This is a genomic window from Brevundimonas sp. G8, assembly GCF_902506205.1.
In the GTDB taxonomy this organism is placed as follows: Bacteria; Pseudomonadota; Alphaproteobacteria; order Caulobacterales; family Caulobacteraceae; genus Brevundimonas.
Window position 1 is genome coordinate 2,408,280 of record NZ_LR732816.1, and the last position, 19,050, is coordinate 2,427,329.

The window sequence follows — 19,050 nt, forward strand, 5'->3', positions numbered from 1 at the left end:
GTGACCGGGGAAGGCCGGATTTTGGAGGCCGCCTGGCCTCAGCGGGCGCCACGCGCGCTGAGGCGAACTTCGGACGTCGAGGCCTCGACGCGAAAGGGTGCGAAATCCTGGAGCTGCTGCAACATCACGGCCTCGTCGCCTACACGCAGGGCGCCGGTGAAACGCAGCGCCTGAACGGGCGTCGATAGCACGACTGGCTTGTCGAGATAACGCGAAAGATCGTCGGCCACATCGCTCAACGGACGGTCACGATAGACCAGTACGCCGCTGCGCCAGGCCGAGGCGCGATCCGGTGAGACGTTGCTCATGCGCGGCGCCGCTTGGCCCCGCTGTTCCAGGGCCTGGCCTGCGGTCAGGCGCACGGGCGTCGCGGCGTTGGCGGGGGTCACGGCGACAACACCGCGCTGGACCGCGACGGCGAAGTTGCCGCCATGGTTCAACACGTTGAAGGCGGTGCCCAGCACCTGGACCTGATGATCGCCGGCGGCGACCACGAAGGGATGGGCAGGATCGTGGGCGATGTCGAAGGCGGCTTCGCCTTCGGCCAGGGAGACCGACCGCCTGTTGTCGTCGAAGCGGACGTTCAGCGTGGAATGGCGGTTCAGATAGACGTGCGAACCGTCCTCCAGAGCGACCGAAAGCGGTGCGTCGGTGGTGGCGTAGGTTTGGCCGTTAGGTGTCATCCAAAGCCACAGGCCGACCGCCAAGGTGACGCTGGCGGCGATGCCCAGGCCTGCGCCTAGCCAAGGCACGCGACGGCGGGCGCGGCGTTCGCGGGCGGCGGACAGGTCGACGACGGGCGCAGCCGGGATCGGGGCTACGTTTGCTGCATCCAGATCAACCCAAAGCCGTTCGACGGCGTCATAGGCGTGCGCATGGGCGGGCGAGACCTCCAGCCAGGACTGGAAATCGAGCCACGCGGATTCGGGCGCCGTCTCGTCACGCAGGGTGACGAACCAATGCAGCGCCTTTTCCTTGATGTCGGTCTCTGCTGTCATCCGATCCCAGCCTGGAGTTCCGCCGTGCAACGGACTTCCTGATAACCAGACGTCGCCGCGAAGGCCGCACCTCCAGATTGATTCCCCAAAAAGGTGAAAAAGGCCGTCTTCATGGCTGAACCTTTCGGGCCAGAACGCGAAGGGCGTCCATCATGTGTTTCTCGACTGAGCTGCGCGAAACGCCCATCTGGGCGGCGATGTCGGCGTAGCTGACGCCGTCAAACTTGTGCAGGCGAAAGACCGTCTGGGTCTTGGGCGGCAGGGTCTCCAGAGCTACGACCAGGCGGGCCAGCCGTTCGCGACCCGCCACGACGGCCTCGGGGGAGGGGGCGGCGTCCAGATCTTCCGCCGCGCTGACCTCGTGATTGATTTGACGCCATTGGGTGTCGCGGTTGGTCGCCCGCTGGGTGGAGCGCCAACGGTCCATCAGCAGATTGGACGTCAGTCGGAAAAGGAAGGCGCGCGGATTGTCGGGCGGCGGATCTGGATCGAGCGCCGATACCTTGATGTAGACGTCCTGCAGCACGTCATCGACATCGCCGGATGCGCCGCCCAGCCGCGCCCGGCAGAACCGGGCCAGATCCTCGCGCTGCTCAAGATAGGCGGCGACCAGGGGATGCGCGGCGGGCGCGGTCAAACGGGCGAAATCCTCTCGTTCGGCCAAGGCAGGCCGTGACCCTCAATGCCGTGACGATTTTCCTGAGGCAAGGCCCGGTCGGCGGCGTCCTTGTCATGAAGCCGCCGTGCAGCGGCGACGAGCAGGACCCAGATGCGCGCGTTTGCAGGACACGACGGCACAGCGGCTCCGGCCTTTTTGGTCGGCTAGGGCGTCGTCATGTTCGACATCTGGCGCTCGGGCTTCATCCGCCGTCCCTTAAGCAGCTTTGTTGATCACGCCCCGCGCGCGGACGAGGTGGTATGGTTACCGGACTGCGGGTCGCATGCCTATGTGGCGGATCCGTTCGGGATCACGCGCGACGGGGTGCTGACCGTCTTCGTCGAGGCGTTCGACTATCATGTGCGCCGAGGCGAGATTCACTACCGCCAGTACGATGCCGACGACCGGCTGGTGGGCCAGGGCGTCGCCCTGACCGAGCCCTGGCACCTGTCCTATCCGACCCTGATCGAGGACGGCGGCGAACTCTACATGCTGCCCGAGGGCTACAAGAGCGGCGGGCTGATCCTGTATCGTTGCGTGCGTTTCCCGGACCAGTGGGAGGCGGTCGCGCGCGTCGGCGAGGCGGCGGCAATCGATGCGACGGTGGTGAAGCACGACGGCCGGTGGTGGATGTTCCACGCCCTGCCGGGGCCGGATGACCGGGCGATGCGCGAACTGCACGTTGCCTGGGCCGACAGCCTGACTGGACCGTGGACAGTGCACTCGTGCAATCCGGTGATGAGCGGGTTTCACACCTCGCGGCCGGGTGGTTCGGCCTTCGTGCACGACGGCGCCCTGCATCTGCCGGTCCAGGACTGCGCAGAGACCTATGGCGCGGCCATCAACCTGCTGCGGATCGACGCCCTAACGCCGGAGACTTTCTCGGCCTCGGTGGTGAAGCGTTTCGAGGCGGGCGATCTGATCGAAGGGTTCGCCGATGGTCTGCACACCCTGTCGGGCCATGGCGACGTCACTTTCATCGATGTGAAGGGCATCCGGCAGTCGCCGGCGGAGCCCTGGATTAAGGCAGGGTTCAAGGCGCGGCGGCTGTTGGGCCTGAATGGCCCGCGCGGTCGTCGCGCCACGGGCGCCGCCGTCCACCCCGGGATTTTCTCGACCGCTTCCGTTCGCAAGGAAGGCTAGACCATGCGTATCGCCGTCGTTCTGCCCCGTGGCTGCAGCTACTGCCCCGACAAGGCCAACTCGATGGAGACGGTGGTGCGAACCCTGTCGGCGCACAGCCGGCTGAACCGTTCGGTCACTCTGATCTGCGATGCGGGCGCGACGCCGCGTGCGGACCTGAACATGCTGACGGTGCCGGCCGGCCTGGGCCGCAAGGCGCGCAACGAAGCGGTGGCGACCATCCTCAAGGCGCTGTCGCCCGATATCGTCGAATATCATCAGCAGTTGAAGGCCGCGTCCGAACTGGCGCGCCAGTTTCCGAACGCGACCCACGTCCTGTATCGCCACACCCGCATCAAGCCGGCGAAGAACCCAATCGAGGCCTTCCGTTACGGTCGCCGTCTGGCGCGGTTCGACCGGCTGGTGTTCGTCAGCCAGGCGGCGGGACAAGAGTTCGCGACGGACTATCCACGTCTGGCGGGTCGGGTCTCGTCGGTGTGCAATCCCATCGAGGTCGAGGGCTGGCGCGCATCGCCGGAAGCCCGCGAAAACCTGATCCTGTTCTCCGGCCGCGCGATGCGGGACAAGGGGCTGGACCTGTTCTGCGCGGCCTTGTCCGAGACGCTGGATCGTCATCACGACTGGCGTGGCGCGCTGATGCTGGGCGATTGGGAGAAGCATCAAGCCTGGGCAGAGCCTCTGGTTCAGGCGCTGGATCGGTTCGGCGACCGGGTCGAAATCCACAAGTCGGCGTCGCTGGCCGAAGTGCGAGACGTGACGCGTCGCGCCGCCATCGCTGTGACGCCGTCACGCGTTCGCGAGGCCCTGGGACTGGCGGCGCTGGAGGCCCATGCGGCGGGCGCGGCTCTGATCTCGTCGGGGCGAGGCGGTCTGCGTGAAGCGAGCGGCGAACACGCGGTCTATGTCGAGGTCGAGGACGCGGCGCCCCTGACGGCGGCGATGAACCGACTGGTCGAGGATCCGGCGGAACGGCTGGCCCTGGCGCGCGGCGGTCAGGATTTCGTGGAGCGGGTCCATTCCCCCGTCGCCCGCGCCGCCGAATTGGACGCCCTGCGCGAGGCCCTGGCTGATCGGTCGCTGTCGAACCGTGCGGCGTCCAAGGTTCACTGGCCGTGGTTTCTGCCGCGACATGGGTCGCAGCCCAGACTGCAGGGATAGGCGCTCAAGCCCTACGGACGAAGCTGTCGTAGACGTGGGTCACCGCGTCGAACCGGACGCGTGTCGCTTGATCGCCCAACGGCGTCGGCTCGAAGTCCGCATCGGTCAGGCCAGCCGCGACCGGATCGTCGATCTTGTCGGTGTTCCAGCCCAGCAACAGGCGCCCGCCAGGACGCAGGATGGCGGCCAGCGCCTTCAACGCCTTTTTCTGCTGTTCCGGACTGTCGACGCCGTAGCCCAACACGCCGTTGCAGACGATGGCGTCGAAGGTCATGTCGGAGAAGATCCGATCCGCCTCGCAGACGTCGCCGGTGCGGTGCCGGCCCTCGCGGCCCCAGCGTTCCGCCGACGCGTCGATGTCGGTCGTCCAGACCTCGCCGCCGTGGGCTTCCAGTGCGGCATAGTCGTCCAGCGTATATTCGCGGCACCCGACCCACAGGATGCGACCGCCGTCTGTCGCCAGGGCGGGAATATAGCTGTCGGCCATCACGCGCCGGTCCGGCAGGCTGCGGATGCGTGTGGCCTTGGCGGACCGTCGCTTGCGGTCGGCGTCCTTGCCGAAGATCAGCGCCCTTACGACCGTTCCCAGAACCACGCGCTTCCCCTCGGATTGCCCACAGGGTTGTTATCGAGCGACGGATGATCTGCCAATCGCCAGATTGGCGATCTGGCCGGGCTTTATTGCAAAGCCAAGCTTTGCGGAGCCCGCGCCAGCCCCTAGTGACGGCGCATGATCCAGGACGCTCCTCCCCCCGTCGTCGCCCCCGTCGCTTTGCCCGAGATCGTCGTCACCGCCGCGCGCCTGCCGCCGGCGGCGGCCGACGCCGCGTTTTCGGTGGTGAGGATCGATCAGACGGTGTTGTCCCGATCGTCCCGGCTGGACGAAGCGCTGCGGTCCGTGCCGGCGGTGTCGCTGTTTCGACGCACCACGAGCGCGGCGGCCAATCCGACGACCCAGGGCATATCGTTGAGGGCCATCGCGCCGTCGGGGGCGGGGCGGACGCTGGTGCTGCTGGACGGCGTGCCGCTGAACGATCCGTTCGGAGGCTGGGTCATCTGGTCCCAGGCGACGCCGGAATCGCTGGAAAGCCTGGACGTGATCCGGGGCGCTGGGTCTGGGCCTTATGGAGCGGGCGCACTTACCGGCACGATCACGCTGCGCGAAAGGGGGCCAAACAACGAGGGTCTGGACGGGGTGCTGGATGTCTCGGCGGCCGAACGTGGCGGGGTGCGGGCGGCGGGCTCGGCGTCCACGCGTCTGGGGCCGGTGGCGGTGACGTTGAGCGGCCTGCGCGAGATCAGCGACGGCTATGTGCCGGTGCGCGGACCGGCGGCGGGTGCGGCGGACACGCCGCTGGACCTCGACAGCCGCAGCGCGGCCCTGCGGGTCGATACGGCCTTGGGGCAGGCGAACCTGTCGGTGCGCGCCGCGACCTGGGAGGAAGATCGCGGATCGGGCCTGGCCGGAACCCGCGCCAACGCCAGCGGTCACAGCCTCAGCGCCACGGCCGCCCAGGCGCCGACGGCGGACGGCTATGGCTGGCGGCTGCAGGCGTGGCGGATCGACAGCAACCTGGCCAACAGCTCGGCTTCGGTCTCTGACAACCGGGCGACCACGACCCCGGCCAACGATCAGTTCAAGACGCCCGCCACTGGATGGGGGCTGAACGCGGCCCTGCGTCGCCGGATGGCCGATTTCTTTGGTGGTCGGCTGGAGTGGGAGGTGGGCGCGGATGCTCGCTTCAACGACGGCGAGACCAATGAGCTGTTCAGCAATCCTCCACCTGTCACGGGCTTCAAAAAGGGACGGCGTGCGGGCGGCGAGACGAAGGTGGCCGGCGTCTATGTCGATGCGTCGTGGACGGCCGACGACTGGCTGGTCGCCGGAGGGTTGCGCGTCGACCGGTGGGAGAACAAGAACGGGTTCCGCAACGAGTTCGACCTAGCGACCGGCGCTGTTCTGCTGAATGAGAACGACCCAGACCGGTCGGGCGAGGTGGTCAGCGCGCGTCTGGCCGTGCGGCGTGATCTGGGCGGCGGCTATGCGGCGCGGGCGGCGGCCTATTCCGGGTTCAGGCCCGCCACGCTGAACGAACTGCACCGGCCGTTCCGCGTCGGCAACGACATCACCGAGGCCAACGCCGCCCTGACGCCCGAGACGCTGAAGGGGATCGAGACCGGGCTGGCGTTCGACCGCGACGGCGTGCGCTGGGGCGCAACTGTGTTCTGGAACCAGATCGAGGACGCCATCGTCAATGTGACCATCGGGACCGGACCCGCGACCTTCCCCCGCGCCGGGTTCGTGCCGGCGGGCGGTGTTCTGCGTCAGCGCCAGAACGCCGGGACCATCGACGCCTGGGGCGTGGAGCTGAACGGCTCCGTGGACCTGTCGTCCGCGGTGTCGCTGAACGCCGCCGTATCGTGGACCGACGCGGAGATCGACGGCCGATCGGCCGCCGCGCAATTGACGGGCCTGCGTCCCGCTCAGGCCCCGGAATGGAGCGCGACCGCCGGGCTGGACTGGCGCGCGACGGATCGTCTGACTTTGGCGCTGGCGGCGCGTTATGAATCCAGCCGGTTCGACGACGACCTGAACAGCCGCGTGCTGGATGCCACCGTGACGCTGGACGCACGGGGAGAGTGGGCGCTGAACCCGCGCACGACCCTTTGGCTTGCGGCCGACAACCTGCTCGACACCGATGTCGAGGTGTCGGAAACGGGGACGGGTGTCGCTGGTTACGGCCCGCCGCGAACCGTCAGTGCGGGGTTCCGTCTGAGCTATTGATTGCAACTCGAAACGCCTTTTCCGACCGCGTTTTTGCGCGACGCACAGATTTCGACCGTCCAGCGGGTGAAAATGACCTTCAACGCTGTTGCGCGGAGCCGCAGGCGCGCTAATCGCTAGAGAAGGCCGACCCCCGGCCCAAGACCCCGAACGACGAGCCTGTCATGTCCGAAGAATTCTACCGCATGAAGCGGTTGCCGCCCTATGTCATCGCCGAGACCAATGCGATGCGTGCGGCGGCCCGTGCGGCGGGCGAAGACGTGATCGACCTGGGGATGGGCAACCCCGACCTGCCGCCGCCCCAGCATGTGATCGACAAGCTGATCGAGGTGGCGCGCAAGCCCGACGCGCACGGCTATTCGGCGTCGCGGGGCATTCCCGGCCTGCGCCGCGCCCAGGCCAACTATTACGGCCGCCGCTTCGGCGTCGATCTGGATCCCGAGACCGAGGTGATCGTCACCATGGGCTCCAAGGAGGGTCTGGCCAGCCTGGCGACCGCCATCACCGAGCCGGGCGACGTGATCCTGGCGCCAAACCCCTCCTATCCGATCCACACCTTCGGCTTCATCATCGCCGGCGCCGCCATCCGCAGCGTGCCGACCACGCCGGACGAGAAGTATTTCGAGGCGCTGGAACGGGCCATGGCCTTCACCGTGCCGCGTCCCAAGATCCTGGTGATGAACTATCCGTCGAACCCGACGGCCGAGACGGTGGACCTGGCCTTCTACGAACGCGTCGTGGACTTCGCCAAGTCGAACGACCTGTGGATCATCAGCGACCTGGCCTATTCGGAGCTGTATTACGACGGCAAGCCGACGGTCTCGATCCTGCAGGTGCCGGGGGCCAAGGACGTGGCGATCGAGTTCACCTCCCTGTCGAAGACCTACAGCATGGCTGGCTGGCGGATGGGGTTCGCGGTCGGCAACAAGAAGCTGATCGCGGCCATGACGCGGGTGAAATCCTACCTCGACTACGGCGCCTTCACGCCCATCCAGGCGGCGGCCTGCGCGGCGCTGAACGGGCCGCAGGATATCGTCGAGCAGAACCGCAAACTCTATCACCGCCGGCGCGACGTGCTGATCGACAGCTTCGGCCGCGCGGGTTGGGACGTCCCCAAACCCGCCGCCTCCATGTTCGCCTGGGCGCCGCTGCCGCCGGCGCTGGCGCATATGGGCAGCCTTGAGTTCTCGAAGCAGTTGCTGACCCACGCCAAGGTCGCGGTCGCGGCGGGCGTCGGATACGGCGAGAACGGCGAGGGCTTCGTCCGCATCGCCATGGTCGAGAACGAGCAGCGCATCCGCCAGGCCGCCCGCAACATCAAATCCTATCTGAAATCACAGGGCGTCAACGTGCCGCCCAGCCGGGAAGACTGAGAATGCCGTCCGGATTGATCGCGCTGCTGGACGATGTCGCGGGCATCGCAAAGCTGGCCGCCGCCTCGCTGGATGACGTGGGCGCGGCGGCGGGCAAGGCCTCGACCAAGGCGGCCGGGGTCGTGGTGGACGATGCGGCGGTGACGCCGCGCTATGTCATGGGACTGTCGCCCAGCCGCGAGCTGCCGATTATCGGCAAGATCGCCCTGGGGTCGTTTCGCAACAAGCTGATCTTCATCCTGCCGGCGGCCCTGGTGCTGAGCGCCTTTGCGCCCTGGGCCATCACGCCGATCCTGATGTGCGGCGGGACTTATCTGTGCTTCGAGGGGGCGGAGAAGCTGCTGGAGGCCCTTGGCCACGGCGGGCACGAGACGGCGGCGCCGATCACGGGCGACGCGGCGGCGCTGGAGAAGACGACGGTGGCGGGGGCGGTGCGGACCGACCTGATCCTGTCGGGCGAGATCATGGCCATCGCCCTGGCGGATGTGGCGGCCCAGCCGATCCTGACCCAGGCGGCCGTGCTGGCCGTGGTCGGGATCGCCATGACCATCGTCGTCTATGGCGCGGTTGGCCTGATCGTGAAGATGGACGATATCGGCCTGAGCCTGGCGAAGCGCGACAATGGCGGCGTGCGCGCCTTGGGGCGTGGATTGGTCAAGGGCATGCCCGTGGTGATGAGCGCGCTGTCGGTCATCGGCACCGCCGCCATGCTGTGGGTCGGTGGAGGCATTCTGCTCCATGGCTCTCATACACTGGGTTTGCACTGGCCGGCCGTGCCGCTGGAGCATCTGGCGCACGCGGTCGGACAGGTGTTCGGGCCGCTGGCGGGGGTGATGAGCTGGCTGACGACCGCCGTGGCCTCGGCCGTGATCGGCCTGATCGTCGGCGGGCTGGTCGTTCTGGTCGTACATCAGGTCGGGAAGCTGCGGGCCAAGGAATCACACTAGGAGCGACGGCGCGCTGTCACGCGGATGCAATCCGCGGCGGCTAGAGGCCGGTCGCCTGTTGTTGGAGTTCTTCGCATGTCCCTGTCGCGTCACGCCGCCGCTGCTTTCCTGGCCGCCCTGTCGATGGCGGGCGCCGCCTGCGCCTCCGTCTCCGAGACCCCGGTTCAGCAGGTCGCCCCTCAGGCTTCCGTCGCCGCCCTGACGCCGCCGAAACTGATCGTGACCATTGTGGTGGACCAGTTCAGCGCCAACCTCTTCAACCAGTATCGCAGCCGTTACAGCGGCGGCCTGCGCCGCCTGGCGGACCAGGGGCTGGTGTCGACCAACGGCTATCAAACCCATGGCCTGACCGAGACCTGCCCTGGCCACTCGACCATTCTGACGGGCATGCATCCTGTCGAGACGGGCATCCCGGCCAACGACTGGATCGACGCCCAGACCGGCAAGGAGGTCTATTGCCTGGCCGCGCCGCAGAACCATCTGGCGCACGGTCGCGACGACACAGACAACGGGCCGGTGGGGCCGGATCAACTGCGCGCCACGACGCTGGGCGACTGGCTGAAGGCCGTCAGCCCCGACAGCAAGGTCATAGCGGTGTCGGGCAAGGATCGCGGCGCCATCAACCTGGCCGGCCATCAGGGCCAAGCCTTCTGGTTCACCGACGGGTTCGGCCTGACGACCTATGTCGAGCCGGGCCAGACGGCGCAGGCCAAGCTGGCCCCGGTCGCGGCCTTCAACGCCGATTTCAACGCCTGGATGGCGGCGACGCCGACAGCCTGGGACTATCAGAACGAAGAGTGTCGGGCGCTGGCCGGCGACTGGACCATTCGCGGACAGACCTTCCACTCGATGCTGCCGCCTGCGGGGCTGAAGTTCGACACCTCGCCGCAGCTAGACGAGCAGACCCTGAAGGCGGCGGAATATCTACTGGACAGCCAGAAGCTGGGGCAGGGGGCGACCACCGATATGCTGGGCGTCAGCCTGTCGGCGACGGACCGGATCGGCCATATGTACGGCACCCAAGGGCCGGAGATGTGCGAGCAGATGCACCGGCTGGACGCAGCGATGGGCGCCTTCCTGGACAAGTTGGCCCAAGTTCCGGGCGGGGCGCTGGTGGTGCTGACGGCCGATCATGGCGGGTCAGACTTCGTCGAGCGGATGCATGAGCACGGCTATCCCCAGGCGCACCGCGCCGACATGGATGCGATCAAGGGTGTCAATGCCGCGCTGAAGACGCGCTTCAACCTGGACGCCGATCCGCTTCAGTCCGGCGGCAGCGGCCTGATGGTCGCCGACGCCGAGCACAAGTCGCTGCCCGATCCGCTGCGCACCCAAGTCGCGGAGGCGGCGGTCGAGATGTTACGCGCCTTGCCGGACGTGGCCTTCGCCGAGACGCGCGACCGGCTGCTGACCGAGCCTCTGCCCGACAGCCGCCAACCCGAGATGATGACGGTGCGCGAACGCATGCGCCTGTCGACCGTGGCCGAGCGCTCGCCCGACATCCAGTTCGCCTGGACCCAGAACACCACGGCCGGCGGCCGCGTCGGCTCGACCTTGGCCGGTCACGGCACGCCGTGGGAATACGACCGTCGCGTGCCGATCATCTTCTGGTGGCCCGGCGCCCATGGCGAAGAGCGGTTCCTGCCCATCCGCACGGTCGATATCGCCCCGACCCTGGCCCACGTCATCGGCGTGCCGGCCCCCCAGGTCGAGGGCCGTTGCATGGACTTGAACGGGTTTGCCGTGGCCGCCTGCGCGCCGACGGTCGAGGCCGCGGCGCGATAAACTCCTGTTTCGAGGTCGTAAACTCGTGTTTCCCGGCGGGGCTACGGCCTTACGTGGAAAAGGTTTCGTTGGCAGAAGGGAGCAAAGCGCCCAAGCCATCCATACGGATGGCGTCAAAGCCAACAGGAAACGTCCATGAACAGAGCCCGCCGCGCCCGCATCGTCGCGACCCTGGGGCCCGCAAGCCGTGCGCCCGGTATGGTCAAGGCGCTGGCCCAGGCCGGGGTGGACGTGTTCCGCCTGAACTTCAGCCATGGCTCGCATGAGGATCACGCCGCCGCCCTGAAGGCCGTGCGCGGCGCCGAGGCAGCCTTGCAGCGCCCGCTGGGCGTGCTGGCTGATCTGCAGGGGCCCAAGTTGCGGCTGGGCCGGTTCAAGGACGTAGAGATCTCGGTCAAGCCGGGCCACACCATGCGCTTCGATTTGGACCCGACGCCCGGCGACGAGACGCGGGTGCAGATGCCGCACCCGGAAATCTTCAAGGCCCTGCGCAAGGGCATGCTGCTGTTGCTGGATGACGGCCGGGTGCGGCTTCGCGTCGGGGAGCGCGCCGACGAGTGGGCGGATGTGACGGTCGAGAGCGGCTCCAAACTGTCGGATCGCAAGGGCGTGGCGGTGCCGGAAGCGGTGATCCCGGTCTCGGCCCTGACGCCCAAGGACCGCGAGGACCTGGCCTTCGCCCTGCGGATGGGCGTGGATTGGGTGGCGCTCAGCTTCGTTCAGAAGCCCGAGGACATGGCTGAACTGAAGCGGATTGTGAACGGGCAGGCCGCTTGCCTGGCCAAGATCGAGAAGCCGGCGGCCCTGGCCGATCTGGAGGCCGTCCTGGACTATTGCGACGGGGTCATGGTGGCGCGCGGCGACCTAGGCGTCGAATTGGATCCAGAAGATGTGCCGGTGGCGCAGAAACAGATCGTGCGCGCGGCCCGCAATCGTGGCGTGCCGGTGATCGTGGCGACCCAGATGCTGGAATCCATGACCAGCGCCCCGGCCCCGACACGCGCCGAGGCGACCGACGTGGCGAACGCTGTGTACGAAGGCGCAGACGCCCTGATGCTGTCGGCCGAGACGGCGTCGGGCGACTATCCGCTGGAATCCGTCGGCATGATGAGCCGGATCATCGAGCGCGTCGAAAGCGACCCGATGTGGCCCAGCCTGATGGGCGCCGAGCACGCCGGCATGGACGAACATGACGTGGACGCCCTGGTCGGAGCGGCGGGCATGGCGGCCAGCGCGCCCTCGACCGGCTGTCTGGTGGTGTTCACGACCTTGGGCGGAACGGCGCGGCGGATGGCGCGGGAACGCCCGTTGAAGCCGATCCTGGTGCTGACGCCCAATCCCAACACCGCACGCCGTCTGGCCCTGGTGTGGGGACTGGAACCGCGCCTCGGCGAACAGCCGGATTCGCTGGAGGCCGTCACCGACGATGCCGTCAACAGCGCGGTCAAATACGGCCTGGCCGAACCGGGGCAGCGCATCCTGATCCTGGCCGGCACGCCGTTTGGGGCGCCGGGCGCGGCCAACCTGCTGCGGCTGGCCCATGCGCCGGCGGCGGCGTTGAAGGGCCGTAAGAAGAGCTAGAGGGCGATCTCTCGACGCTCGGCCGCACTGCGTCTGCCGGCGTCGATGATCCGCATGACCGTCAGGGCCTGATCCGCCGTCACCGGCGGCGGACCCTTGCCCAGGATTGCGTCGCGCATGGCGGCGTAGAAGGCGGGATAGTCGCCGCGTTCGGGTGTGGGCGTGGTGCGGATCGTTTCATCACCGACCTGTTTGGTCAGGACGCCGGGCGAGGGATCGATACCCCATTTGGCGTCGCCGGGCCGCAGGCCCGCCTTGGACTGGCCTTCCTGGGCGTCCAGGCCGTGCTTGACGAAGCTGCCGCCCGTGCCGTGGACGACGTAGCGCAGGCTGGATTCGGCGGCCAGATGCCCGGCGTTCAGGATGACCCGCAGCCGGTCGTAGCGCAGCAGGACGTGGGCGTAGTCGATGGCCGTCGCGCCCTGACGCTGGGCCTGCAGGTCGGCGTAGACGCCTATGGGTGTACCGAAAAGTTGCACCGCCTGGTCGATCAGGTGCGGCCCCAGGTCGGCCCAGACGCCGCCGTCGCGCTGGTCCTTCCAGCGGTCGGTGACGGTCGGGCGGAAGCGGTCGTAGTGACTTTCGAACACGGCGATCTCGCCCAGTTCGCCCTGGTCGATCAGGCGGCGCAGGGTCAGGAAGTCGGCGTCCCAGCGGCGGTTCTGGAAGACGCTCAACACGCCGGGCGCTTGAGCCGCGACAGCGGCGACGGCTTCGGCGTCCGTCAGGGTCGCGGCGAACGGCTTATCCACCACCACCGACTTGCCGGCCTTCAGCGCGGCGATCGACTGTTCGGCGTGCAGGGCGTCCGGCGTGGCGACGACCATCAGGCGGATGTCCTCGCGCGCAAAGGCGGTGTCCAGATCGGGCAGGATTTCCACGTCGGACAGGTCGGCATGCACCGCCTCGGGCCGCGACGAGACGACGGCGGTCAGGGTCAGGCCGGGCGTGGCGGCGATGAGGGGCGCGTGGAAGGTCTGGCCCGCCAGTCCATAGCCGACGACGGCGACGCCGATTCGATCGTGTGAGGTCATACCCCCGATCAATAGCGGTCCGGGCGCGGCCCATCCAGCACATAGGGCACCACGCCACGCTCGTTTTCGGGCACATGCAGGGTGCGGTCGATGGGCGGGAAGGCGCGCTGGGTGCAGTCGGTGCGCTCGCAGATGCGGCAACTGACGCCGATCCGCGTCGCCGGGCCATTCAGATCCAGTCCGGCGGCATAGACCAGAGCGCCCGCATGCTCGACCTCGCACCCCAGCGACAGGGCGTAGCGACGGTCGTTGGCCAGATAGGAACCGCTGGGCTTGGACACGCTGCGGGCGATGGAGATGTAGCGCGAGCCGTCCGGCATCTGGGCCAGCTGCACCCCGATCCGGTCGGGCGCGGCGAAGGCCTCGTGCACGTTCCACAGGGGGCAGGCGCCGCCGAAGCGGGCGAACTGGAAGCGGGTGGCGCTGTGGCGCTTGGTGATGTTGCCGGCCATGTCCACGCGGGCGAAATAGAAGGGCACCCCGCGCCAGCCGGGCCGTTGCAGGGTCGAGAGCCGGTGGCAGACCTGTTCGAAACTGACCTGGAAGCGGGTGCGAAGCCGGTCGATGTCGTGCTTCTCCTCCCGCGCCGCCTCCAGGAACGCGCGGTAGGGCAGCAGAAGCGCGCCGGCGGCGTAGTTGGCCAGACCGACACGGGCCACGTCGCGCGCGGCCTGGGTGCGGAAGGCGGCCTGGTCCAGTTCGGCCTCGATCAGGTCGCGGAAGGACAGCAGGGCCAGTTGGTGCGCCAGCTGGAACGACCGGGTTGCGCCGGGCTGCCAGGCGTCCAGGGTCAGCACCCGGCTGGCGGGGTCGTAGCGGCGCAGCGCCTCCTGTCCCGCGACATTGACCACGCGCACGCCGTGCAGATCGGCCAGCACCGTCTCCAGCGCCCGTTCGATCTGGCCGTCCTGAGCCAGGGTGGTCGCCAGCGCCTCGGCCGCCGTGTCCAGGGCGTCGATATAGTTGTCGCGATAGTGGAAGAAGTCGCGCACCTCTTCATAGGGCAGCAGGGCGACGCTGGCGCCGCGCTCGTCGCGGCCAAGCGTGTCGTCCAGCGCCTTCACCCGCTCGTCCAGGCGGCGGAAGGTCTGATGCAGGGCCAGGAACTGGCGGGCCAGGCGGGGCGTGTTGGCGACCGCCTGTTTCAGCTCGGCGGCCGTGGGCGGCTCGGCCTGACCGGCGATGTCGGTGGTGGCCTCGCGCAGGTCGGCGATCAGGCGGGCGTCGCCCTCCAGATCGAACAGGCTGGCGTCCACGTGAAAGGCGCGCGTCAGGGCGATCAGCACCCGCGCAGTGGCAGGCCTTTGGTTGGTTTCGATCTGCGAAAGATAGGACGGCGACAGGCCCAGGCGCTCGGCGCACGCCTCCAGCGTCCAGCCACGCGCCTCGCGCAGCTTGCGCAGTTTGGCGCCCAGGAAAAGCTTCTCAGCCATTCGCAACTTTGCAGATCATATCGCCATCCTTTGCAAGCCCGCGCAGTTCCACACTTTTTGCAAAGTTGCGTTTGCCTATTTGCGATGAAGGCGCCACGCCTTGCGCGAACGAGAGGCGAAGATCCATCATGACTCAAGCCATCCTTGAAGAACTGGAGCGCCGTCGCGCCGCCGCCAAACTGGGCGGTGGGGAAAAGCGTATCGCCGCCCAGCACGCCAAGGGCAAGCTGACGGCGCGCGAACGCATCGACGTGCTGCTGGACGAAGGCTCCTTCGAGGAGACCGACATGTTCGTGGAACACCGCAGCCACGACTTCGGCATGCAGGACCAGCGCATCCCCGGCGACGGCGTGGTGACGGGGCGCGGCACCATCGGCGGGCGGCTGGTCTATGTCTTCTCCAAGGATTTCACTGTGTTTGGCGGGTCGCTGTCGGGCGCCCATGCGGCCAAGATCGTCAAGCTGCAGAAGATGGCCCTGACCACCGGCGCCCCGATCATCGGCCTGTTCGACGCCGGCGGAGCGCGAATTCAGGAGGGGGTGGAGAGCCTGGCCGGCTACGCCGACATCTTCCTGCAGAACACCCTGGCCAGCGGCGTCATTCCCCAGATCAGCGTGATCATGGGGCCGTGCGCGGGCGGCGACGTCTATTCGCCGGCCATCACCGACTTCATCTTCATGGTGAAGGACACGAGCTATATGTACGTGACCGGCCCCGACGTCGTGAAGACGGTCACCAACGAAGTCGTCAGCCACGAGGATCTGGGCGGCGCGCGGGTGCATGCCGGCAAGTCGGGCGTGGCGGACGGGGCGTTCGAGAATGATCTGGAGGCCCTGTCGGAGGTGCGCCGCCTGATCGGCTTTTTGCCCCTGTCGAACCGCGAAAAGCCGCCGGTGCGCGAAAGCTATGACGAGCCCGAGCGGGACGAGCCGTCGCTGGACACCTTGATCCCGGCCAATCCGAACCAGCCCTATGATATGAAGGAGCTGATCCTGAAGGTGATCGACGAAGCCGACTTCTTCGAGATCGGCGCCGACTTCGCCAAGAACATCATCTGCGGCTTCGGCCGGCTGGACGGCCAGACGGTCGGGATCGTCGCCAACCAGCCCCAGGTGCTGGCGGGGGTGCTGGACATCGATTCAAGCCGCAAGGCCGCGCGGTTCGTGCGCTTCTGCGACGCCTTCGACATTGCGCTGGTGACCTTGGTGGACGTGCCGGGCTTCATGCCGGGGACCAAGCAGGAGTATGGCGCCCTGATCAAACACGGGGCCAAGCTGCTGTTCGCCTATGCCGAGGCGACCGTGCCGAAACTGACCCTGATCACGCGCAAGGCCTATGGCGGCGCCTATGATGTGATGAGTTCGAAACACCTGCGCGGCGACGTCAACTACGCCTGGCCCACCGCCGAGATCGCGGTCATGGGCGCCAAGGGGGCGGTCGAGATCATCTTCCGCAAGGAGGCCGGCGACCCGGCGGCCCTGGCGGCGCGCGAGGCTGAGTACAAGGACCGGTTCGCCAATCCGTTCGTGGCGGCGGGGCTGGGCTACATCGACGACGTCATCATGCCGCATGGGACGCGGCGGCGGCTGGTGAAGGCGCTGCGGACGCTGAAGAACAAGGTCCAGGAGAACCCCTGGAAGAAGCATGACAATATTCCGCTATAGGTGATGAAACACGTCCTCTTCATCTGCTCACGCAATCGTCTGCGCAGCCCCACAGCCGAACAGGTGTTCGCCAACTGGCCGAATATCGAAGTCGCTTCTGCGGGGCTGGCGCCGGATGCCGATGAGGTGCTGACGGGCGAGATGGTCGAGGACGCTGACTTCATCTTCGTGATGGAGAAGCAGCATCGGGCGAAGCTGGCGCGGCGGTTCAAGCCGCAACTCAAACAAGCCCGCGTCGTCTGCCTCGATATTCCCGATGACTATGCCTTCATGCAGCCCGAACTCGTGGCGTTGCTGAAGGCGAAGGTGACGCCGTTTCTATGAGTGGATTTCATTAAAGCGCCCAATGGGCGCAGCCGGAACCTCACGGTTTTGACGAAGGTTGCAGGGACTGAAATGTTCAAGAAAATCCTCATCGCCAACCGGGGCGAGATCGCGGTTCGGATCATCAAGACCTGCCGCCGCATGGGCATCCAGACGGTGCAGGTCTATTCGGAGGCTGACGCCGGGTCGCTGGCGGTCGAGATGGCTGACGAGGCGGTGCTGATCGGGCCGGCGCCGGCGGCGCAGTCGTATCTGCTGGCCGACAAGATCGTCGAGGCGGTGCGCCAGACGGGGGCGCAGGCCGTGCATCCGGGCTTTGGGTTCTTGAGCGAGAACGCCGGGTTCGCGCGGCGGCTGAGGGACGAGGGGATCGCCTTCATCGGCCCGAACCCCGAGGCCATCGAGGCCATGGGCGACAAGATCAGCTCCAAGAAGCTGGCGGCCGAGGCGGGGGTCTCGACCGTGCCGGGCCATATGGGCCTGATCGAGACGCCGGACGAGGCGGTCAGGATCGCCAACCAGATCGGCTATCCCATCATGATCAAGGCCTCGGCCGGCGGCGGCGGCAAGGGCATCCGCGTGGCCCATTCGGACGCCGACATGGCCGAGGGGTTCGCGGCGGTGAAGGCCGAGGCGCTGAACGCCTTCGGCGACGACCGGGTCTTCCTGGAAAAGTTCATCATCGATCCGCGCCACATCGAGATCCAGGTGCTGGGCGACAAGCACGGCCATGTGGTCCACCTGTTCGAGCGCGAATGTTCGATCCAGCGCCGCAACCAGAAGGTCATCGAAGAGGCGCCGTCGCCCCTGCTGGACGAGGCCACCCGCGCCGCCATGGGGGCCCAGGCCGTCGCCCTGGCCCAGGCGGTGAACTATGACTCGGCGGGCACGGTCGAGTTCGTCGCGGGTCAGGACAAGAGCTTCTTCTTCCTGGAGATGAACACCCGGCTGCAGGTCGAGCATCCGGTGACGGAGCTGATCACCGGCGTCGACCTGGTCGAACAGATGATCCGGTCGGCCTGGGGCGAGGCCCTGGCCTTCGAACAGAAGGACCTGTCGATCAACGGCTGGGCTATCGAGAGCCGCATCTATGCCGAGGATCCCTATCGCGGCTTCCTGCCCTCCATCGGACGGCTGGTCCGCTATGAGCAGCCGGAGGAAGGCGATCAGGGCGACTACACCGTTCGCAACGATTCCGGCGTCCGCGAGGGCGACGAGATCAGCATGTTCTACGACCCCATGATCGCCAAACTGTGCGCCTGGGGCGAGACGCGCGAGGACGCGGTGACGGGCATGGCCCGCGCGCTGGAGGACACCCACCTGTCGGGCCTGGGCCACAATGTGCCCTTCCTGGCGGCGGTGATGGACCAGGACCGGTTCAAGTCGGGCGAACTGTCGACCAGCTATATCAAGGACGAATTCCCGGACGGCTTCCACGGCCTGCGCCCGACGGTGGAGCAGGAGCGAATCCTGATCGCCTCGGCCCTGGCCATGCACGAGGTCATCGCCGAACAGGACGGCGACCCGTCGGACCGCACCGACTGGATCGTTATGATCGATAAGACGCCGCACGGCGTCGGCCTGTCCTATGACGAGGACGAGGAGATGATCCTGACCCTGACGGGCGGGGGCGACATCCGCCTGTCGGACATCGACTGGCGGCCCGGCCTGGCCCAGTTCAAGGCCGAGCTGGACGGCGAGGCCTTCACCGCCGAGGTCAAGCGCGTCGCCGACGGCTTCGACATCCGCCACCGCGCGGCGCTGGCGCGAGTGCGGGTGTTGCGGCCCCACGTCGCCGAACTGTATGCGCGCCTGCCAGAGAAGGCGGCGGCGGACACGTCGAAACTGGTGCTGTCGCCGATGCCGGGGCTGGTGGTCTCGATCCCGGTGGTGGTGGGCCAGGAGGTCAAGACCGGCGAGACGGTGGCGATCATCGAGGCCATGAAGATGCAGAACATCTTGAAGGCCGAACGCGATGGGGTGGTGAAGGCCGTCGGGGCCAAGGACGGGGATCCGGTGGCGGCGGACGACGTGCTGGTGGAGTTCGGGTGATGCGGCAGAGCCCCTCCGTCTCGCCGCTGCGCGTCGACCCACCTCCCCATTTCATGGGGAGGAGGCAGGGCGTTGATCTGTCTCCTCCCCACGCAGTGGGGAGGGGGGCCGCGAA

General features: G+C 67.5%; 16 protein-coding genes. 10 read left to right on the top strand and 6 right to left on the bottom strand.

Translation table 11 applies throughout. The annotated features are described in order from the left end of the window. Positions 1-38: 38 nt before the first annotated feature. A complete protein-coding gene (locus tag CHRYSEO8AT_RS11645) occupies positions 39-998 on the bottom strand; it encodes a FecR domain-containing protein (protein ID WP_159850172.1) in 960 nt (319 codons plus the stop codon). A 109-nt stretch (positions 999-1,107) separates the two neighbouring features. Further along, on the bottom strand, positions 1,108-1,635 hold the full coding sequence (locus tag CHRYSEO8AT_RS11650; protein WP_236547525.1) for an RNA polymerase sigma factor: 528 nt from the start codon (positions 1,633-1,635) through the stop codon (positions 1,108-1,110). Positions 1,636-1,833: 198 nt separating this feature from the next. On the opposite strand from CHRYSEO8AT_RS11650, the gene CHRYSEO8AT_RS11655 reads away from it, so the two are divergent. Beyond that, positions 1,834-2,799, top strand: a complete 966-nt coding sequence (locus CHRYSEO8AT_RS11655) for a hypothetical protein (protein ID WP_159850174.1) — start codon at positions 1,834-1,836, stop codon at positions 2,797-2,799. Positions 2,800-2,802: 3 nt separating this feature from the next. Beyond that, positions 2,803-3,957: a glycosyltransferase family 4 protein gene (locus CHRYSEO8AT_RS11660; RefSeq protein ID WP_159850176.1), complete on the top strand. Its 1,155-nt coding sequence runs from the start codon at positions 2,803-2,805 to the stop codon at positions 3,955-3,957. 4 nt (positions 3,958-3,961) lie between these two features. Here CHRYSEO8AT_RS11660 and CHRYSEO8AT_RS11665 read toward each other — a convergent pair whose 3' ends face one another. After that, entirely contained in the window at positions 3,962-4,552 is a 591-nt protein-coding gene (locus tag CHRYSEO8AT_RS11665; protein WP_236547526.1) for a bifunctional 2-polyprenyl-6-hydroxyphenol methylase/3-demethylubiquinol 3-O-methyltransferase UbiG, read from the bottom strand. A gap of 135 nt (positions 4,553-4,687) precedes the next feature. Between CHRYSEO8AT_RS11665 and CHRYSEO8AT_RS11670 the strand changes: the two genes are divergently transcribed. From CHRYSEO8AT_RS11670 to pyk, 5 genes are all read left to right on the top strand, one after another. Beyond that, entirely contained in the window at positions 4,688-6,742 is a 2,055-nt protein-coding gene (locus tag CHRYSEO8AT_RS11670; RefSeq protein ID WP_159850178.1) for a TonB-dependent receptor, read from the top strand. A gap of 164 nt (positions 6,743-6,906) precedes the next feature. Continuing rightward, the gene (locus CHRYSEO8AT_RS11675; RefSeq protein ID WP_159850180.1) at positions 6,907-8,115 is read left to right on the top strand and encodes an LL-diaminopimelate aminotransferase; all 1,209 of its coding nucleotides are present in this window, start codon (positions 6,907-6,909) and stop codon (positions 8,113-8,115) included. 2 nt (positions 8,116-8,117) lie between these two features. Beyond that, positions 8,118-9,062, top strand: coding sequence for a DUF808 domain-containing protein (locus CHRYSEO8AT_RS11680; protein WP_159850182.1), 945 nt, complete (start codon positions 8,118-8,120; stop codon positions 9,060-9,062). 75 nt (positions 9,063-9,137) lie between these two features. Continuing rightward, positions 9,138-10,847 (top strand): alkaline phosphatase family protein, encoded by a 1,710-nt coding sequence (locus CHRYSEO8AT_RS11685; RefSeq protein ID WP_159850184.1) that lies wholly within the window; start codon positions 9,138-9,140, stop codon positions 10,845-10,847. A 135-nt stretch (positions 10,848-10,982) separates the two neighbouring features. Next, entirely contained in the window at positions 10,983-12,428 is a 1,446-nt protein-coding gene (pyk, locus tag CHRYSEO8AT_RS11690; RefSeq protein ID WP_159850186.1) for a pyruvate kinase, read from the top strand. On the opposite strand, the gene CHRYSEO8AT_RS11695 is transcribed toward pyk, so the two are convergent. Genes CHRYSEO8AT_RS11695 through CHRYSEO8AT_RS11705 form a run of 3 tightly spaced genes read right to left on the bottom strand, consistent with a single transcriptional unit; the run spans position 12,425 to position 15,025 of the window. Further along, positions 12,425-13,462, bottom strand: coding sequence for an oxidoreductase (locus tag CHRYSEO8AT_RS11695; protein WP_159850188.1), 1,038 nt, complete (start codon positions 13,460-13,462; stop codon positions 12,425-12,427). The genes pyk and CHRYSEO8AT_RS11695 overlap by 4 nt on opposite strands. Before the next feature lie 8 nt (positions 13,463-13,470). After that, positions 13,471-14,895 (bottom strand): short-chain fatty acyl-CoA regulator family protein, encoded by a 1,425-nt coding sequence (locus CHRYSEO8AT_RS11700; protein WP_159850190.1) that lies wholly within the window; start codon positions 14,893-14,895, stop codon positions 13,471-13,473. Beyond that, positions 14,888-15,025 carry a hypothetical protein gene (locus tag CHRYSEO8AT_RS11705; protein ID WP_159850192.1) on the bottom strand — a complete coding sequence of 46 codons (138 nt, stop codon included), beginning with the start codon at positions 15,023-15,025 and terminating at the stop codon, positions 14,888-14,890. The genes CHRYSEO8AT_RS11700 and CHRYSEO8AT_RS11705 overlap by 8 nt, the downstream gene beginning before the upstream one ends. Here CHRYSEO8AT_RS11705 and CHRYSEO8AT_RS11710 point away from each other — a divergent pair. The 3 genes from CHRYSEO8AT_RS11710 (at position 15,024) to CHRYSEO8AT_RS11720 (ending at position 18,935) form a co-directional block, all read left to right on the top strand. Further along, positions 15,024-16,559, top strand: a complete 1,536-nt coding sequence (locus CHRYSEO8AT_RS11710; protein ID WP_159850194.1) for an acyl-CoA carboxylase subunit beta — start codon at positions 15,024-15,026, stop codon at positions 16,557-16,559. The two genes, CHRYSEO8AT_RS11705 and CHRYSEO8AT_RS11710, sit on opposite strands and share 2 nt — an antisense overlap. 3 nt (positions 16,560-16,562) lie before the next feature. Next, entirely contained in the window at positions 16,563-16,883 is a 321-nt protein-coding gene (locus CHRYSEO8AT_RS11715) for a low molecular weight protein tyrosine phosphatase family protein (RefSeq protein ID WP_201304423.1), read from the top strand. Positions 16,884-16,955: 72 nt separating this feature from the next. After that, complete coding sequence (locus tag CHRYSEO8AT_RS11720; protein ID WP_159850198.1) at positions 16,956-18,935, top strand: acetyl/propionyl/methylcrotonyl-CoA carboxylase subunit alpha; 1,980 nt, start codon at positions 16,956-16,958, stop codon at positions 18,933-18,935. Positions 18,936-19,050 lie beyond the last annotated feature (115 nt).

Coding starts and splice junctions, on each gene's coding strand:
- CHRYSEO8AT_RS11645 (WP_159850172.1), bottom strand. CDS start 998: ATGACAGCAGAGACCGACATCAAGGAAAAGGCGCTGCATTGGTTCGTC.
- CHRYSEO8AT_RS11655 (WP_159850174.1), top strand. CDS start 1,834: ATGTTCGACATCTGGCGCTCGGGCTTCATCCGCCGTCCCTTAAGCAGC.
- CHRYSEO8AT_RS11660 (WP_159850176.1), top strand. CDS start 2,803: ATGCGTATCGCCGTCGTTCTGCCCCGTGGCTGCAGCTACTGCCCCGAC.
- CHRYSEO8AT_RS11670 (WP_159850178.1), top strand. CDS start 4,688: ATGATCCAGGACGCTCCTCCCCCCGTCGTCGCCCCCGTCGCTTTGCCC.
- CHRYSEO8AT_RS11675 (WP_159850180.1), top strand. CDS start 6,907: ATGTCCGAAGAATTCTACCGCATGAAGCGGTTGCCGCCCTATGTCATC.
- CHRYSEO8AT_RS11680 (WP_159850182.1), top strand. CDS start 8,118: ATGCCGTCCGGATTGATCGCGCTGCTGGACGATGTCGCGGGCATCGCA.
- CHRYSEO8AT_RS11685 (WP_159850184.1), top strand. CDS start 9,138: ATGTCCCTGTCGCGTCACGCCGCCGCTGCTTTCCTGGCCGCCCTGTCG.
- pyk (WP_159850186.1), top strand. CDS start 10,983: ATGAACAGAGCCCGCCGCGCCCGCATCGTCGCGACCCTGGGGCCCGCA.
- CHRYSEO8AT_RS11695 (WP_159850188.1), bottom strand. CDS start 13,462: ATGACCTCACACGATCGAATCGGCGTCGCCGTCGTCGGCTATGGACTG.
- CHRYSEO8AT_RS11700 (WP_159850190.1), bottom strand. CDS start 14,895: ATGGCTGAGAAGCTTTTCCTGGGCGCCAAACTGCGCAAGCTGCGCGAG.
- CHRYSEO8AT_RS11710 (WP_159850194.1), top strand. CDS start 15,024: ATGACTCAAGCCATCCTTGAAGAACTGGAGCGCCGTCGCGCCGCCGCC.
- CHRYSEO8AT_RS11705 (WP_159850192.1), bottom strand. CDS start 15,025: ATGATGGATCTTCGCCTCTCGTTCGCGCAAGGCGTGGCGCCTTCATCG.
- CHRYSEO8AT_RS11715 (WP_201304423.1), top strand. CDS start 16,563: ATGAAACACGTCCTCTTCATCTGCTCACGCAATCGTCTGCGCAGCCCC.
- CHRYSEO8AT_RS11720 (WP_159850198.1), top strand. CDS start 16,956: ATGTTCAAGAAAATCCTCATCGCCAACCGGGGCGAGATCGCGGTTCGG.